The organism is Seonamhaeicola sediminis, assembly GCF_004358095.2.
Classification (GTDB): domain Bacteria; phylum Bacteroidota; class Bacteroidia; order Flavobacteriales; family Flavobacteriaceae; genus Seonamhaeicola; species Seonamhaeicola sediminis.
Window position 1 is genome coordinate 705641 of record NZ_SMZJ02000004.1, and the last position, 17707, is coordinate 723347.

General features: G+C 32.6%; 16 protein-coding genes. 6 read left to right on the top strand and 10 right to left on the bottom strand.

Translation table 11 applies throughout. The annotated features are described in order from the left end of the window. Positions 1-246: 246 nt before the first annotated feature. The 3 genes from E1J38_RS09325 (at position 247) to E1J38_RS09335 (ending at position 2110) form a co-directional block, all read left to right on the top strand. Positions 247-1284 (top strand): ThuA domain-containing protein, encoded by a 1038-nt coding sequence (locus tag E1J38_RS09325; RefSeq protein ID WP_133356605.1) that lies wholly within the window; start codon positions 247-249, stop codon positions 1282-1284. Between the two features lie 76 nt (positions 1285-1360). Continuing rightward, a complete protein-coding gene (locus E1J38_RS09330) occupies positions 1361-1711 on the top strand; it encodes a DUF1801 domain-containing protein (protein WP_133356604.1) in 351 nt (116 codons plus the stop codon). A gap of 27 nt (positions 1712-1738) precedes the next feature. Further along, a complete protein-coding gene (locus E1J38_RS09335; RefSeq protein ID WP_133356603.1) occupies positions 1739-2110 on the top strand; it encodes a VOC family protein in 372 nt (123 codons plus the stop codon). Here E1J38_RS09335 and bshA read toward each other — a convergent pair whose 3' ends face one another. From bshA to E1J38_RS09380, 10 genes are all read right to left on the bottom strand, one after another. After that, positions 2111-3247: an N-acetyl-alpha-D-glucosaminyl L-malate synthase BshA gene (gene bshA / locus E1J38_RS09340; RefSeq protein ID WP_133356602.1), complete on the bottom strand. Its 1137-nt coding sequence runs from the start codon at positions 3245-3247 to the stop codon at positions 2111-2113. 85 nt (positions 3248-3332) lie between these two features. Further along, the gene (locus tag E1J38_RS09345; protein ID WP_133356601.1) at positions 3333-6251 is read right to left on the bottom strand and encodes a serine hydrolase domain-containing protein; all 2919 of its coding nucleotides are present in this window, start codon (positions 6249-6251) and stop codon (positions 3333-3335) included. Between the two features lie 165 nt (positions 6252-6416). Beyond that, a complete protein-coding gene (gene serB, locus E1J38_RS09350) occupies positions 6417-7640 on the bottom strand; it encodes a phosphoserine phosphatase SerB (RefSeq protein ID WP_133356600.1) in 1224 nt (407 codons plus the stop codon). A gap of 76 nt (positions 7641-7716) precedes the next feature. Then, on the bottom strand, positions 7717-8202 hold the full coding sequence (locus tag E1J38_RS09355; protein ID WP_133356599.1) for an ABC transporter ATPase: 486 nt from the start codon (positions 8200-8202) through the stop codon (positions 7717-7719). Beyond that, positions 8202-8858, bottom strand: a complete 657-nt coding sequence (locus E1J38_RS09360; protein ID WP_133356598.1) for a hypothetical protein — start codon at positions 8856-8858, stop codon at positions 8202-8204. The genes E1J38_RS09355 and E1J38_RS09360 overlap by 1 nt, the downstream gene beginning before the upstream one ends. Before the next feature lie 16 nt (positions 8859-8874). Beyond that, complete coding sequence (locus E1J38_RS09365) at positions 8875-9663, bottom strand: (Fe-S)-binding protein (protein ID WP_133356597.1); 789 nt, start codon at positions 9661-9663, stop codon at positions 8875-8877. A 10-nt stretch (positions 9664-9673) separates the two neighbouring features. Further along, the gene (locus tag E1J38_RS15105; RefSeq protein WP_186525849.1) at positions 9674-9850 is read right to left on the bottom strand and encodes a hypothetical protein; all 177 of its coding nucleotides are present in this window, start codon (positions 9848-9850) and stop codon (positions 9674-9676) included. Beyond that, positions 9843-11177: a 4Fe-4S dicluster domain-containing protein gene (locus E1J38_RS09370; RefSeq protein ID WP_133356596.1), complete on the bottom strand. Its 1335-nt coding sequence runs from the start codon at positions 11175-11177 to the stop codon at positions 9843-9845. Before E1J38_RS09370 ends, E1J38_RS15105 begins: the two co-directional genes overlap by 8 nt. Before the next feature lies 1 nt (position 11178). After that, the gene (locus E1J38_RS09375) at positions 11179-12120 is read right to left on the bottom strand and encodes an MlaD family protein (protein WP_133356595.1); all 942 of its coding nucleotides are present in this window, start codon (positions 12118-12120) and stop codon (positions 11179-11181) included. 51 nt (positions 12121-12171) lie between these two features. Next, complete coding sequence (locus E1J38_RS09380; protein ID WP_133356594.1) at positions 12172-13284, bottom strand: N-acetylmuramoyl-L-alanine amidase family protein; 1113 nt, start codon at positions 13282-13284, stop codon at positions 12172-12174. A gap of 208 nt (positions 13285-13492) precedes the next feature. On the opposite strand from E1J38_RS09380, the gene E1J38_RS09385 reads away from it, so the two are divergent. The 3 genes from E1J38_RS09385 to E1J38_RS09395 are packed head-to-tail and all read left to right on the top strand — an operon-like array spanning position 13493 to position 17649. Next, the gene (locus E1J38_RS09385; protein ID WP_133356593.1) at positions 13493-16156 is read left to right on the top strand and encodes a putative LPS assembly protein LptD; all 2664 of its coding nucleotides are present in this window, start codon (positions 13493-13495) and stop codon (positions 16154-16156) included. Between the two features lie 15 nt (positions 16157-16171). After that, positions 16172-16552, top strand: a complete 381-nt coding sequence (locus E1J38_RS09390; protein WP_133356592.1) for a Rid family detoxifying hydrolase — start codon at positions 16172-16174, stop codon at positions 16550-16552. A 56-nt stretch (positions 16553-16608) separates the two neighbouring features. Continuing rightward, positions 16609-17649, top strand: coding sequence for a GMP reductase (locus E1J38_RS09395; RefSeq protein WP_133356591.1), 1041 nt, complete (start codon positions 16609-16611; stop codon positions 17647-17649). Positions 17650-17707 lie beyond the last annotated feature (58 nt).

Below are 17707 nucleotides of genomic sequence, written 5' to 3' on the forward strand. Positions count from 1 at the left end.
AGAAATCATAAGCTTTAATTTTTTTCTCTTTATTGTAATTTTTACTAATCCTGATAAATAACAGACTTATCCTTTAGATTAAAATCTAAAGGATAAGTTACAAGTATTTAGAGGAAAGGTTGAAAAAAATCAGATTAAGAGTTGAGTAGGTCTTCAATTTGTATAAATTACAACCATGAAAGATTTTAAACGGTTAGGAGTTTATAATTAAGTATCTTTCAAAAAATCATTAATAAATAACCAGAGATGCGATTTCTACATTCCATTTTACTTCTAGTTTATTTAGCAGCCTTCATAAATTGTAAAGGCAAAGCAACCGCCAATATTCCTGTTAAAAAATTAAAAGCATTAATTATAGACGGCGAGAATAGTCATGGTATATGGCCAAAAAGTACATTTATGATGAAAGACTATTTGGAGCAAACTGGTCTTTTTGAAGTGGATATAAATCGTACTACATATAATTGGGTAGGCCCTCATCATGACGAAGTTGAAGGGGTTGAAGATATTTCAGAGCTCTTAACCATTTACCCTCTTAATGATGGAAAGAAAAGATGGGTAGTTGACTCTCCCAAACCTGACCCAAATTTTAGTCCTGAATTTGAAAATTATGATGTGGTTATCTCTAATTTTGGTTGGAAGTCATCCGATTGGACTGAATCTGCTAAATCAAATTTTGTAAGCTATATAAAGAACGGAGGAGGTCTGGTGGTAATACATGCTGCGAATAATGCTTGGGGAGATTGGGATGAGTTTAATACAATGATAGGTCTTGGTGGCTGGGGCGGAAGAGATGTAAACTCAGGGCCTTATGTTTTTTACAACAACAATAATGAAATTGAATATGACTATTCTGAAGGCATGTGTGGTTCTCATGGAAAAAAGCAGGAATTCCAAATACAAACAAGAATGCCAGACCACCCTATTATGAAAAATCTTCCTCAATTATGGATGCACGGCAAGGATGAGCTCTATGAGCGTTTACGTGGTCCCGGAAAAAACATAACCATTTTAGCTACAGCTTATTCTAATGCTGATGAAGATAGTAAGAGAACAGGAAGGCATGAACCCATGTTAATGACCTTGAATTATGGTCAAGGTAGAATCTTCCACTCAACGTTAGGCCATATGGACTATTCTATGGAGTGTGTTGGTTTTATAACAACGCTTCAAAGGGGTACTGAATGGGCTGCTACTGGAAAAGTAACTCAACTAGTACCTGAAGATTTTCCAACTAAAGATAGTTCTAGTGTTAGAAAATGGACATATAAACCAGTTAATTAATTTAGCCTTGAAACTAGTTACTAACCCAAAAGTAGAATCAATTTTCTGTAATTACCCTAATTCTGTTAAAAAACAGATGCAAAAACTAAGGGAATTAATAATTGAAACGGCCAGACAAACTGAAAAAATTGAAACCTTAGAGGAAACTTTAAAATGGGGAGAACCCAGTTTTATTACTAAACAAGGGAGTACCTTAAGAATAGATTGGAAACCTCAAACCCCTGAGCAGTATGGTATGTACTTTCAATGCACAAGTAGGTTAATATCTACTTTTAAATCTATTTTTAAAAACAATTTTGAATTTGAAGGTAAAAGAGCAATAATTTTTAAAGTTGATGAAAATATACCAGTTGAAGCTTTAAAACATTGTATAAAGGCTGCTTTAACTTACCATAAAGTAAAACATTTACCAACTTTGGGCATTTAAATTTGTATATTTAGAAAAACTCAAAACATGAAACTAGGTGCTTTTTCTATAAGTCTTGCTGTTAAAAATATTCTCATATCAAAGGAGTTTTATGAAACTCTAGGATTCAAAGTATTTGCCGGTGACATTGAAAAAAACTATCTTATAATGAAAAATGGAAATGCTATTGTTGGTTTATTTCAAGGAATGTTTGAAAATAACATTTTAACTTTTAATCCTGGTTGGGATGAAAATGCAAATACTCTAGAAAAATTTGATGATGTAAGAGAAATTCAAAAACACTTAAAATCTAATAACATAGCTTTAACTAATGAAGCTGATGAATCTACATCGGGGCCTGCTAATTTTGTTGTTTTAGACCCTGATGGAAACATTATATTGGTAGATCAGCATGTATAGTTATAAGACCAAACACTTGGTTAAAGTATCTTCATAGATAGCTTCATATTGAGGAACAATGGCATGTATATCAAACTTTAAAGATTGTGTTCTGGCATTTTTCTTAAACTTTTTAAGTCGATTTTCATCCCTTAAAATATGAAGTACGTTTTTAGTCATATCATCTACATCACCCACATTACTTAAAAAACCAGAAAAACCATGAATGTTAACTTCTGGAATACCTCCCGTATTACTTGATATCACGGGAACACCAGAGGCCATAGCCTCTAATGCCGCCAAACCAAAACTTTCTGTAAGTGATGGCAATAAAAATAAATCACTAAAGCAAAGTATTTTATCTATTTCATTACTCCTTCCAAAGAAAATTACTTTATCTATTATGCCCAATTCCATACAGCGTTGTTCTACATTTTCCTTCTCTGGTCCTTCTCCAATAAACATTAATTTGGCAGGTATTTCTTTTTGAATATTATAAAATACACTTATAACATCTTGAACCCGCTTTACAGGTCTTAAATTACTAATGTGCGTTATTATTTTTTCATCTTCATTTGCCATCATACCTCGCTGACAATCTTTGAATTGATGGTTATATTTATCTAAATCTATAAAATTAGGAACTACATTTATTTTATTCTTAATGTCGAATAAACGTAAGGTATCTTCTTTTAAACTTTTTGACACTGCCGTTACAGCATCCGATTTATTGATACTAAATGTTACAGCAGACTTGTAAAACGGATGACTACCCACCAACGTTATATCTGTACCGTGAAGTGTTGTAACAATGGGTACATGAATATGTTCCTCTAATAACATTTTTTTTGCCATATATGCTGCATAAGCGTGTGGTATAGCGTAATGAACATGAAGGATTTCAATTTTATGAAGCTTAACCATATCTACCAATTTACTAGACAAAGCCAGCTCATAGGGTTGATAGTGAAATAACGGATATTCTGGTACATTTACTTCATGATAATGTACATTGTTACTTATCAATTCTAACCGAACTGGTTGACGATAGGTTATAAAATGAATCTCATGACCGCGTTTAGAAAGTTCCAAACCCAACTCTGTAGCTACAACACCACTACCTCCAAATGTAGGATAACAAACAATCCCTATATTCATATTTTAAGTTTTAAGTGCCTAAAATTTTAAGTACCTAAAGTCACTTGACAACTTTAAATGCTTAGAACTTTAAACTTTAAGTGCTTTATTCTTCTATCGCTTCATAAATAAAGCGCTGTATTTCTGTTCTAATATTTTCTTTTAACAATAAATTTTTTCCTGCTTTAGGGTAGGTTCTATTTGCTAAAAATACATATACAATTTCATATTCGGGATCTGCCCAAGCATAAGTTCCAGTAAAACCAGAATGGCCAAAACTAGTCATTGATACACAACCACAAGTTGGTCCTTCTTCTTCCAACTGTGGCTTATCAAAACCTACACCTCGCCTATTATCACTTTCACAAAAATAGCAAGTATTAAACTTATCTATAGTTTCTGGTTTTAAGTATCGTTTGGCTCCATAAAACCCCTTTTGCAAAAACATCTGCATAATTTTAGCTACATCGTTAGCATTACTAAAAATACCAGCGTGACCTCCTACTCCATTTTGCATTGCAGCTCCCATATCATGAACAAAACCATGCACTTTTTGATACCTGTAATAATCATCAATTTCGGTAGGCACAATTTTTTTATTACTAATTTTATAATATGGGTTATATAAAGTATGGTTTGCTCCTAACGACTGATAAAAATGCTCTTGTACCAATTTGTCTAAACCTTTGTCGTAATGAGTTTCAATAAATTTCTTTAAAATATAATAAGGAAAGTCACTGTACCTATATTTTAACCTATCTAATAGCTCAGATTCTCTGATGATTTTTTGTATAGAATCCTGATAGTCTGACCTTAAATAAAGTGTCTTGGCAACTTCAATGTTAAAAGTGTCAGTCTTGGTAGTTCTATAATATTTTTCACTTGGCCTTTTAGTAACAGAATCTAAAGTATGATAATAGAAAGGTTCCCACGGACGTAACCTGGCATAGTGAGAAAGCATTTTTTTAATTGTAATGTCTTGTTTATTAGATCCTTTGTATTCTGGTAAAATATCAGATAACTTATTATCCAAAGACACTAAACCTTGCTCTTCAAGCTCCATTAAAAGAGGTAATGTGGCCAGAATCTTAGTTAAGGACGCTACATCATAAATGTCATCAAAAGATACCTTCTCCTTTCCTTCATAGGTATGTTTACCAAAATTTTTGTTATATATTATCTTTCCTTTTCTAGCTATTAACAGCTGAATACCAGGAGTCATTTTTTTTTGTACTGCCAATTGAGCTATAGAATCAACTTTTTTTAATTTTTCAGAACTCATCCCAACGCGTTCGGGTACCGTATACCCCAAACGCTTGATATCATTATATTCTATTCCTGTATTTGTACTAAAATTATTTCCTACAGAAACAGGTAATGCACCTTTTGCATCTATAGCTCCAAAAATAATTTGTGCTGATTTTTGTTGAGCTATTTCACTGTTTTGATAACTAACTACTATACTTTCAATATTTTCAACAGATTTTAAATCTAGTAGCGCATACGGTTTGGTGAAAACATCAAGAATAACATCATGAGTTCTGGCAATTTCTTGTAACCAAATCAATTCATTATCAGAAAATTTATAAGACTTCCAAGGGTTAGCATTAGATTTATGAAAGCCAATTACAACCGTATTATAAGCCTGAAGTTTACCTATTAAATCGTCTAGTTCATGGGATTTAACATGATGTACTCTGGTATATTTTTTTAGTTTATCAAAAAATGGAGTCCCGCTATCATCACCCATTTGTACATAGGCTATTTTCTTGGTTTCTAATTGCCTTAAAGGAAGTAAATCACTTTTATTTTTAACGACTGTAAGAGCGCTTTCAATTAATTCTTCATATAAAACATCATCCTCTAGTCTATTTAAATCTGATACCAAATTAGATAACCCAATAGGTTCATAATTATGTAGCCCGACCTTATATTTTGCTTGAAGAATTTTTTTTACTGAATGTGACAAACGTGCTTCTGTAATTTCGCCATTATTATAGGCTCTCACTATTTTTAAAATACCTATTTCTGGATCTTCAGACATGAGCATTACATCATTACCTGCTTTAAAAGCAGCTAAATCAATATCTCCAGTTAAATCGAAATCTGCAGCACCTTTCATAGTGAGCGCATCAGTGAAAATAAGCCCTTGAAACCCTAAAGAATCTTTTAAAATATTACTTATGATATGTTTTGATAATGACGAAGGATACCCATTTTCACTTTCCAAACTCGGCACATTCAAATGCGCCACCATAACACTTGAGAGTCCTTTTTTAATCAGCTTTTTGTAAGGGTACAATTCGATAGAGTCAATACGTTTTGCATCAAAATTGATAGTTGGTAAGGTTTTATGAGAGTCTTGATCTGTATCACCATGACCAGGAAAATGTTTAGCGTTGGCTAAAACGCCCGCATTTTGCATACCTTTCATAAATGCAAGTGCCTTATCGGTTACATTATCTCTATCTTCGCCAAATGACCTATTTCCAATAATAGGGTTATCGGGATTTGTATTAATATCAACAACCGGAGCAAAGTTAAAATGTACGCCAATACGTTTGCAATGTTCACCAATGTGTTTTCCTGTTTTTTCAATTAAAGAATTATCTTTAATGGCACCAAGCGTCATATTCCATGGAAATGCATAAGTAGAATCTAGTCTCATGCTTAAGCCCCATTCTGCATCCATACCAATTAGCAAGGGAATTTTAGAAATAGACTGTAATTCATTATTTAACTTGGCTTGTTTAACAGGACCTCCATTTGAATAAATTATTCCACCAATATGCTGATTACGTATAAGCTTAACAATCTTATTTTTTGTAGCAGCATCTTGGTTAGACATTACTTGAACCATATACAACTGCCCTACTTTTTCCTTTAAAGAAAGGGAATTATAAACGCTATCTACCCATTTTTTTTGGGATTGAACATCGGTAGCAAATAAAGGATTGGGAGTGGTTTGTCCTTGCAGGTTACAAAAAACAAAAAGTAAAACTATTATAGTTAAGATTTGACGCATAAAAAAACTATTAAAATATTAACATTAACGGTTATTAATATTAATAATCATGCCAAAATACTACTTTTAACAACAAGATAAAAAGACTTTAAGATAGAATTATAAAGAACAAATAACCAAGTTCTAGATACCCAAGATTACTCTAACAAACGCTTTATCTTATTTTTACTCAATAAGATCAATATGTCTATCGTGATACCCTAAAAGATACAAAACACCATCAAGCCCTATACTCGAAATAGAACTTTGAGCATTATCCTTTACCGTTGGTTTTGCATGAAACGCAATTCCTAAACCTGCAAGATTAAGCATTGGTAAATCATTAGCACCATCACCAACAGCAATAGTTTGGTTAATATGTATACCTTCTTTTTTTGCAATTTCCATGAGGTATTCAGCTTTTTTCTCCCCATTGACTATTTCTCCAATATAATTACCCGTTAAGGCGCCATCTTTAATTTCTAATTGGTTGGCATACACATAATCTATACCTAATTCTTTTTGTAAATAATGACCAAAATAGGTAAAACCACCTGATAAAATTGCTGTTTTAAAGCCATAGCTTTTTAAGGTATCAATAAGTCTTCTAGCTCCTTTAGTAATTGGTAAATTAACAGCTACATTATGCAACACATCTTCACTTAGTCCTTTTAAAAGCTTCATGCGTCTTTCAAAACTTTCATTAAAGTCTATTTCACCTTGCATTGCAGATTCTGTAATGGCTTTTACTTGTTCACCAACACCTGCCAATTCTGCTAATTCATCAATAACTTCAGCTTGAATTAACGTAGAATCCATATCAAAACAAACCAAACGCCTGTTACGACGGTAAATATTATCTTCTTGAAAAGCAATATCTACATCTAAATCATGAGAAATCTGCATGAATTTTTCTGTAAATTCGGCTTTATTATCAATTTTCCCTCTTATGGACAATTGAATAGAAGCCCTAGGATATTCTTCTGATTTAATTAAAGATAAACGGCCGGTTAAACGCTTAATTGAATCAATATTTAAGTTTTTTTCTGAAATAACTTTAGTGACTTCAGATATTTGTTTTGCGGCTAATTTTTCACCAAGAATTGTAATAATGTATCTATCCTTGCCTTGTAGGTTTACCCAGTCTTCATAATCTGGTAAAGAAATTGGTGTAAACTTAGCCCTGATACCTAACTCATAGGCTTTAAACAATAAATCCTTTAAAACAGCCGCCGACTTTTTCCCTGATTCAATTTCAAACATCATTCCTAGAGACAACGTGTCATGAATGTTGGCTTGACCAATATCTAACACCTTGGCTCCATATTCTGCTAATACTGATGTTAGCCCTGATGTTAAACCAGGTTTATCTTGCCCTGAAATATTTAATAAGAAAATTTCTTTAGCCATAAGTTTCTAGTTTACACTTTAAAAACTGTAAAAATCACTATTCTATTTGAAATATGAAAGTTAATGCCTTGAATTGTTAATTAAGAAATCTATTGTGCCAGCTTTCGCTTGCTGGAACTTCCCAGTTTTCATTAAATTCTGCAATATTGGTGACCAAGTTATTGAAGACAATGGTGTTTTTAGAAACTGCTCTATCTTTTGCCATTTTTTTAAAGTCAGTTAATGATTTGTAAGCAATAAAATCTCCTTGTTTATAAGACACATTCATTTTATCCATCAAATCTACTTGGTACTCTTTTTCTAATTGTTGTATAAAATGAACAGAAGCATCAATTGAACACCCTGTAGCGGTGTTCAAGCTTTGATTTAAACCAATAATTATAAAACGCTTATATTTAATTTGGTAACCAGAATTTAAGTCGCTTCCATGGGCAGTCCAATTTTCTATAAAAGTTTCTAATTTAGAACTAATTTCGTCTATTTCTTGTTCTGAAAACGAACGGTTAGCTTGGTAAATCCAAACTCTTGATTCTTCTGGTAATGTGTTAAAATCTACTAACATTATTCTTTAAGTTCAATATATTTAAGCACTTTTTTCTTTGTATAATTTTGCTCACTCAAATCGTAAAAATCACGTTTTTCATAATAAACTTCAAAAGTCTTTCCAATATTACGTTTTCTTAATAAATCCTTTCCAATAAACTCATCTACTATCAAAAAAGTCTGCTCTTTATCAAAGTCATCTTTAAATTTAATATAGGAGATTACATCATTATGAATAGCTTCTAATGATACGGTCATTGACAAACTTAAAACATCTTTTTCTGAGGGTGGAGGAGGCATTCTATCATTAAATTCATCTTCAATAATTTCATCTAGTTGATCTTCTGAAAATATTGCCATAAAATCACCTCCACAAGTAGTCACCATTTTAATTCCCACTTCTTCTCCTAAAGCCTCAAAATCAAGTCCTACTCCTAAATCTTTGGTCTCTTCAGATTCTGATTTTCTTTTATTAAAGCTTTTTAACAAACATATGCCCAAAGCTACTTCTTTTTGCTGCATTGTTTTTGACTGTGTAAATGCTTCTGGATCATTCTTTATACACTCGCAAGTATCTTCGGCTATTAACTGTAAAACTTGATCTCTAGTTTTTCCCTGACCAGTTATGCTCAATGAGAAAAATATGCAAGCAATAATTATTAGGTTTTTTAACATGAAATAGGGTTTGTTATTATAATTCTTCTGAATTAGCAATCAATTCAGCAATATCTAAAACAGAAATTTCGGTTTCTTTTTCTTTAGCCTTTATGCCATCTGTCATCATGGTATTACAATATGGACAAGCCGTAGCAATAATATTAGGGCTAGTTTCTAAAGCTCCTTCAGTTCTTAAAACGTTAATATCCTTATCTCCCTTTTCGGGTTCTTTAAACATTTGTGCACCTCCTGCACCACAACACAAGGCAGTACGTTTGTGTAGTTTCATTTCAACAATACTTGCATTCGTGTTTTTTAAAATGTCTCTAGGTGCATCGTATTCATTATTAGCTCTACCTAAATAACAGGGGTCATGAAATGTAATGCGCTTACCTTTATATAGGTTACCTTGAATCTTTAATCTTCCAGATTTGATTAGTTCTTGAATAAATTGTGTATGGTGAATTACTTCATAATTACCTCCTAAGTCTGGATATTCATTTTTTAAACAGTTAAAAGAATGAGGATCACAAGTCACAATCTTCTTTACTTCATAAGCATTCAAAACTTCAATATTCATTAATGCTTGCATTTGGAATAAGAACTCATTGCCAGCACGTTTTGCCACATCTCCAGTACAGCTTTCTTCGGTACCTAAAACTGCAAAATCAACTTTAGCTTTATTGAGTATTTTAACAAAGGCTTTTGTGATTTTTTTTGCCCTATCATCAAAACTTCCAGCAGACCCTACCCAAAATAAAACCTCTGGCTGTTTGCCTTCTGCCATAAAATCTGCCATGGTTGGCACTTTTAGTACTTCCATATAATCTTTTTCATTTAATCAATCTAAATGCATTTGAACAAAAAATACCCAAACCCGATCCAAAAATAATACCTCCCATTAAATCATTTGATTTTGTGTATAAATAACCAAACACCATCAACAAAACCGCAAGCACTAATAAAATCATAGTTTGCTTTTTAGATTTATGAAAATTAGTATTATTCATCTTTCCAATTTAAACGATCCATTTGGTTGTATGGCCAAGGTGCACCGTTATTTTCAATATTGGTCATCATATTATTTAACTCTGCTGGTGCTGCACTTTGCTCCATGACCAAATAACGACGCATTTCTAAAATAATAGATAACGGATCGATACTTACAGGACACTCTTCAACACAAGCATTACAGGTAGTACATGCCCAAAGTTCTTCATGTGTAATATAATCGCCAAGTAGTTGTTTGCCATCGTTTTTAAACTCACCTTTATTAGCATCTATATTTTTTCCTACTTCCTCTAAACGGTCACGGGTATCCATCATAATTTTACGCGGTGATAGTTTTTTACCCGTTAAATTTGCTGGACAAGAAGATGTACACCTTCCGCACTCTGTACAAGTATAAGCATTAAGTAACTGTACCCAACTTAAATCTTGCACATCACTAGCTCCAAATTTAGCTGGCATTTCAGCATTTGCTCCTTCAGGTACCGCAAATGGATCTGCATTAGGATCCATCATTAGCTTAACTTCTTTTGTAACCGATTCTAAATTATTGAATTGTCCTTTAGGTTTTAAACTACCATAATAGGTGTTTGGAAATGCTAGTAGAATATGTAAATGCTTAGAAAAGTAAAGATAATTAAGGAATATTAAAATCCCTAGAATGTGTAACCACCACGCTGTACGTTCTAATATAACGGCACTCCCGTAATTAAAATTATCAAACAATGGCAAGAGAAACTGGCTTACCGGATAACTTCCTGCTTTGACATAATGACTGTCTGGAGCCCCGGGCATTATTTGAATGGTTTGATCTGCTGCATTCATTATTAAAAATAAGCACATTAAAACCACTTCAAAATATAAAATATAGTTAGCATCATTCTTGGGCCAACTGGTCATTTCTTTGTTCCAAAAACGATTAATTTTAATAACATTTCTACGAATCCAGAAAGCAACTACGGATACTATTACCAATAGCGCCAAAATTTCAAAAGATCCAATTAACACATCATAAAAAACTCCCATGACAGCAAACACGCGGTGCGTACCTATGAGCCCGTCAATTATGATTTCTAAAACTTCAATATTGATAATGATAAAACCAACATACACAATAAGGTGTAAAATACCTGCAATAGGGCGGCGAACCATTTTACTTTGCCCAAAAGCAATGCGCATCATGTTCTTAAAACGCTGAGACTTATTATTGCTTACATTAACATGTTGTCCTAGCTTGATGTTTCTAATAAGCTTTTTTACATTTTTTGTAAAATAACCTATACCTAGCACTAAGGCAATTGCAAATAAAATATTTGGCAAATACTGCATACTAATTATTTTCTTCTTCTGAGTAAGGTATTTCTTTTTTAGAAAGTATTCTAAAGTAGCGCTTTGGATGTAGTTTAATATCTCTTAAAAGCTCTTCTAATTCTCCAGTAGCTCCTTCTAGATTATTATATAATGCATCGTCTTTTAAAAGTTTACCCATAGAGCCTTCGCCACTTTCCATATTTACTAATATAGAGTTGAAATTGTTTAACGTAGATTCTAAACTTCTGATGGTTTGCCCAATATTGGCATTGGCTAGAGAATCTGATACTTTTGAAAAGTTAGCTGAAACCTCTTCTACATTAGCAAGGGTTTTATTGAGGTTACTCTCATCATCAACTAATATGTCATTCAAAGATTTAGCTGTAACCTTAAATTCTGAAATAGTTTCGCTTAATCCAGAAATACTACTTTTTAAATTAGCTTTGGTATTACTGTCAAAAAGTGTGTTTAGGTTTTTTAAAAGTGCATCTGCGCTATCCAACATAGATTCTAGATTCTCTTGAAGTGGTGTTAATTTTTGATTCACCAGTTCACTTAAACCTGCTTGTACACTTCCTTCCAATGTATCACCAGACTGTGCATTTGCTGCATTATCAAAAGCAGGTACAATAGCAATGGCTTTACCGCCAATTAATCCAGTCTCGTATAACTCTGCTTTACTGGTTTTTGAAAATTGAAAATCACTATCAACTAATAATTCTACAATTAAATTTGCAGAACCATCTCCTTTGAAAGAGATATTAGATACTTTACCAACAATTTTACCACTAATGGTAACAGGCATTGAAGGTGTTAATCCTTCTACGTTATCGTATTCTGTGTAAAAAATTCGAGAAGAGTCTAATAAATTTTGACCTTTTAGATAATTGTAACCAAAAATAAGCAGAACTATTCCTGATAATACTAAGACCGCTGTTTTAACTTCTTTTGATATCTTCAAAATAAATTCGTTTGAAAAACAAATTTAAAATAATTTTAATTTAGAATAGAGCTAATTGGAAATTGTTTTTAAAGCATCAATCAGCGGAATTTTTTTTCCATCCTTAAAAGCCACCACAAAACAGGATTCATAACCATTCTTTCTTGCTTTTTCTTCAAATTGCTTGATAATTTCATAATTTGGTGAGCATCCGTAAAAGTATCTATAGAGACTTCCTTCTTTTATCAGCGAAATATCATCTAAACCGTTAAAGTTATAAGGCTTAGTTTCTAATTCTTTAGAGCTAGCAGCAATTTGGACTTTAAATTCTATATTTTTAAAAGGTGGTTTTGTACTGTTTTCTTCTACAAAAACAATGTCATTAGCATTCACATTTAAATACTGAAGGTATTTTTCAACAGCGTTAAACAAAGATTTGGTCATTAATTCTTTCCCGCGTTTTGAGTTTAAAAAATCTTCTTCCTTTTTATGGGTTAAAAACCCAAGTTCTACCAATACACTAGGCATGTATGTATAGGCTAGCACATAAAAAATATTCTGCTTAACCCCCCTACTTTTACGCTTTGCTGTGACCTGAAATTCATCTTCAATATACCTAGCAAGCTTAATACTGTGGTCTAAATAGGCTTCTTGTGCAATCATAAGTCCTAGAACAGATTCTGGAGAGTCTGGATTAAAATCTTTATAAACTTCGGTATTATCTTCTAAAGCAATCACACTATTTTCACGTTTGGCTACTTCTAAATTTTGTTTGTTTTTAGTAGTACCCAAAACATAAGTTTCAGAGCCATAGGCAGAACCAGTCCTTCCAGGTTGAGCATTACAATGAATAGATATAAACAAATCGACATCTTTTTTATTTGCCAATATTGTTCTCCCATTTAAGGTTGGATATATATCATTGCTCCTAGTATAAACCACTTTTACGGTTGGTATTTTTTCCTGAATCATTTTCCCTAAAGCTAAAGAGACATCAAGAGCTATGTCTTTTTCTGTGGTTCTATATCTTCCAGTTCCAGGAGTTCCTGAATCTTTTCCTCCATGACCTGGGTCAATCATAATAACAAAATTATTTGATGATGATTGACTATAAAGAGCTGTATTAAAAGAGAATGTTAATACTATTATAATAAATACGAAAAGTGATAATTTGTACGTTTGCATAATTGTTATTAACGTCTGGTAAACCGGGTTTATTACTTAGCATTTTTGGGTACTGATTTTATTTTAAAAATTAAACCAAACACCGAAAAATATATGTAATTTTGGCTTTTCAAAAACCGAGCCATACTTTTACAAAAATACATTAAAAGCGTTGCACAGAAACAACTTTAAAATACTTTTTGCTCTAAGTTTTACAGTGTTTATTAACATGTTTGGCTTTAGCCAAGACATCCCTAAAAAAGGAAAACCTATCAAGGCTATTGAAGATGATAGTTTAGTTGTTGATATTACCGATACTGATATTGATGTGCCTGAAATATCTGAGAAAACTCAAGATTCAATAGTAACAGATTCTATAAAACCTAAAGAGTTACTGGAATTTACTGTTAAATATTCTGCTACTGATTACACAAAATTCAACCATAAAAACCAAAAACTATATCTCTTTAACAATGCAAGAATTGATTATGGAGACATGAATATTACTGCTGGAAGCATAACCATTGATTATAGCACCAATACCGTTTATGCCAAAGGTATTACAGATACTGTATCAGGATACACACAAAAACCAGTATTCACTCAAGGCACTAACGTTGTAGAGCCTGACTCTATCATTTTTAACACAGACTCAAAAAAAGCTCTTATATACAATTCTGTTACAGAACAAGGTGAAGGCACTGTTATTGCTAGTCTAACCAAAAAAGAAAACGACTCTGTCTACTTTATAAAAAACGCAAAATATACGACTGCTACAGATCTTGAAGATCCTGATTATTACATAAGACTTTTAAAGGCTAAAATAGTTCCAGGTAAAAAAATTGTAACTGGGGCAGCGGGTATGTATATTTATGATGTTCCTACTCCTATTTGGTTACCATTTAGTTTTTTTCCTCAAAGTGAAAAACACACTTCTGGGATTTTAATACCAACCTTTGGCGAACAAAATGACCGTGGTTATTTTTTACAAAACGGAGGTTATTATTTTGCTATCAATGATTATGTTGATTTAGCTGTTCTTGGGGATTATTATACTAATGGCAGTTATGGTTTAAGATTAGAAAGCACTTATGCTAAACGGTATCGATTTAGAGGTAATTTAGCGTTTAGATTTGAAAATTTAATTACCAGTGAACGTGGTTTTCCAGACTATGCAAAAAGAACCATTTATAACTTACGATGGTCTCATAGTCAAGATTCTAAGGCAAATCCTAACTCAAGATTTTCTGCCTCTGTTAATTTAGGAAGTAGTACGTATTTTAGAAACTCTCTTAATCAGATTAATGCGGGTAGTAACTTTTTAACAAATACATTAAATTCTTCGGTTTCATATTCTAAAACCTTCCTGGGAGAACCTCAGGTAAATTATAGTGTTACAGCTACTCATACACAAAACACACAGACACAATCTGTTAACATGACACTTCCAACATTTCAAGGAAGCATAGGTAGAATGTATCCTTTTGCACCAAAAACAGGTACCAAAAAAGGGATTATTAAAAATGTGAATTTACAATACAACCTAAGAGGAGAAAATAGAATTCAAACTACAGATTCACTCTTCTTTAAAAAAGAAATGTTTGATGATGCTAGAGCTGGGTTTCAGCATACTGTACCTTTAACTACAAACTTTAAGGTATTTAAACATTTTAGTATTAGTGCAGGTACAAATTATAACGAAGTATGGACATTTAACACCGTTAAAAAAACATACGATTATTCAACTAGAGAAACTATCACAGAAGATATTAATGGGTTTGATTCCTTTAGAACTTATAACTTTAGTACCAGTGTTGGAACCACAGTTTACGGAATGTTTAATTTTGAAAAAGAGGGCAGAGATTCAAAATTAAAGGCTATAAGACATGTTATGAGGCCCTCTGTAAGCTATAATATTAACCCAGCCTTTGATAAATATTATGAAAGTACTGAAGTTATTAATGCAGATGGATTAACCCAAGGTGAATTAGATGCTATACAAAGCGCTAATAATTTAGAGTACTCTAGATTTGAAGGCTCTATTTTTGGATCACCTAATCGGAACTTTTCAAGTTCTATGGGGATATCTATTGCTAATAACTTAGAAGCCAAAATAAAAAATAAAGACACAACCGAAACCGAGCCAAAAAAGATTAAACTTTTAAACTCTTTAAATTTTTCTAGTTCTTATAATTTTGCTGCAGATTCCTTAAAATGGAGCCCAGTTAGAGTTAATGGAAGTACGCAGCTTTTTAATAACCAAATGAGTATTAACTTTGGTGCCACTTTAGATCCATATGCACTAGATAATAATAATGTTAGAATTGATAAATTTAATATAGATAATGGCGGTAGCTTATTCAGGCTCACTACCGCTAACCTAACTGCCAGTTGGTCTTTGTCTAACAAAGATAAAGGCAAAAAAAAGAATAATGATAATGTAGCTACTGATAACCCAGAGGATGTTCTACCAAAAAACATAGATTATGCTAATCAGCAAATAGGCAAAGATGAAAATGATGATGATGAAAATGAAGCAGATGTTATGTTTTACAGACATAAAATTCCTTGGAATTTACGTTTAGCATACGCTGTTAATTACTCCAACAACCGAAGACAAAATGAAATATCTTCACATTCTCTTATGTTCTCTGGTGATATTGATTTAACAAGCAAATGGAGTATAGGAGCTTCATCTGGTTACGACATCAAAAATCAAGGCTTTACTTATACTCAATTACGCTTTTCACGTGATTTATTAAGCTGGAAAATGGATTTTAGTTGGATACCTTTTAGTGAGAGAACTTCATGGAATTTCTTTATTGGTATTAAATCTAGTATTTTGCAAGACTTGAAATATGAACAACGCAGACAGCCTGATCAAAGACTATAAAACATTATATATCTTATGAAAGAGATTATAACTACAGACAAAGCGCCAACTCCATTAGGTCCTTATAACCAAGCTATTCTAAGTGGTAACACTCTATATATTTCTGGACAAATAGCCATAAACACGGAGACTGGAGAACTTATGTTAGATTCTATTACATCTGAAACTCACCAAGTAATGAGAAACCTAGAAGCTGTTCTAGAAGCGGCAGATATGACGTTTGAAAATGTAGTTAAATCTTCTATTTTCCTGAGTAATATGGATGATTTTATTGCTATAAATGAGGTATACGGCAGTTATTTTAATGAAGCCACGGCTCCTGCTAGAGAAACAGTACAAGTAGCTAGATTACCTAAAAATGTTAACGTGGAAATTAGTATGATTGCTACAAAATAATTTTCCCTGTTAGCATAAAAAAATTAATTTTGAGTAAACCCATTACTTAAAATACTATGCGAATAGAATATGATATAAAATTAGGATTTAAAGATGTTATGATTCGGCCTAAGCGTTCTACTTTAAAAAGCAGGTCAGAGGTTACATTAGATAGAGAATTTAAATTTTTACATAGTCCCACAACATGGTCTGGTATTCCAATAATGGCTGCTAATATGGACACCGTTGGCACTTTTGAAATGGCCAAAGCTTTATCCAACAAGAAACTTTTTACTGCCATTCACAAGCATTACTCCGTAGCAGATTGGAATCTATTTGCATCAAATTTATCTGAAGAAGAATCCAAATATATAGCCGTTAGTACTGGTATAACTGAACAAGACTCTGATAAATTAAGTGAAATTTTAAAATTTAATCCTAATTTAAAATTTATATGTATAGATGTAGCTAACGGTTATTCTGAACTTTTCACAGATTTTGTTAGACAAACAAGAAGGTTGTATCCAAACAGAGTTATTATAGCTGGTAACGTTGTTACTGGCGAAATGGTTGAGGAGTTATTACTTTCTGGAGCAGATATTGTAAAAGTTGGTATTGGCCCGGGGTCTGTATGTACAACACGAATTAAAACAGGGGTTGGATACCCACAGCTATCTGCTATAATTGAATGCGCAGATGCAGCTCATGGTCTGGGAGGTCAAATTATTAGTGACGGTGGATGTTCTATTCCTGGAGACATAGCGAAGGCTTTTGGAGCGGGAGCCGATTTTGTAATGCTTGGTGGCATGTTGGCTGGTCACGATGAAAGTGGTGGTGAAAAAATTGTAAAAAACGGAAAGAACTATAAACAATTTTATGGTATGAGCTCTTATACGGCAATGGAAAAACATGTGGGAGGTGTTGCTGATTATAGAGCTAGCGAAGGGAAAACCGTTGAAGTTCCTTATCGTGGAGAAGTAGAAACTACACTTCAAGATATTTTAGGTGGTCTTAGAAGTACATGTACCTATGTTGGTGCAAAACGTTTAAAGGAACTTACCAAGAGAACCACTTTTATCAGAGTTGCAGAACAAGAGAATAAAACCTACTCAGAATAAAAAGGGTATTACTTTAAGTGGTAATACCCTTTTTTAACAAACCAAACTAAAATTTATA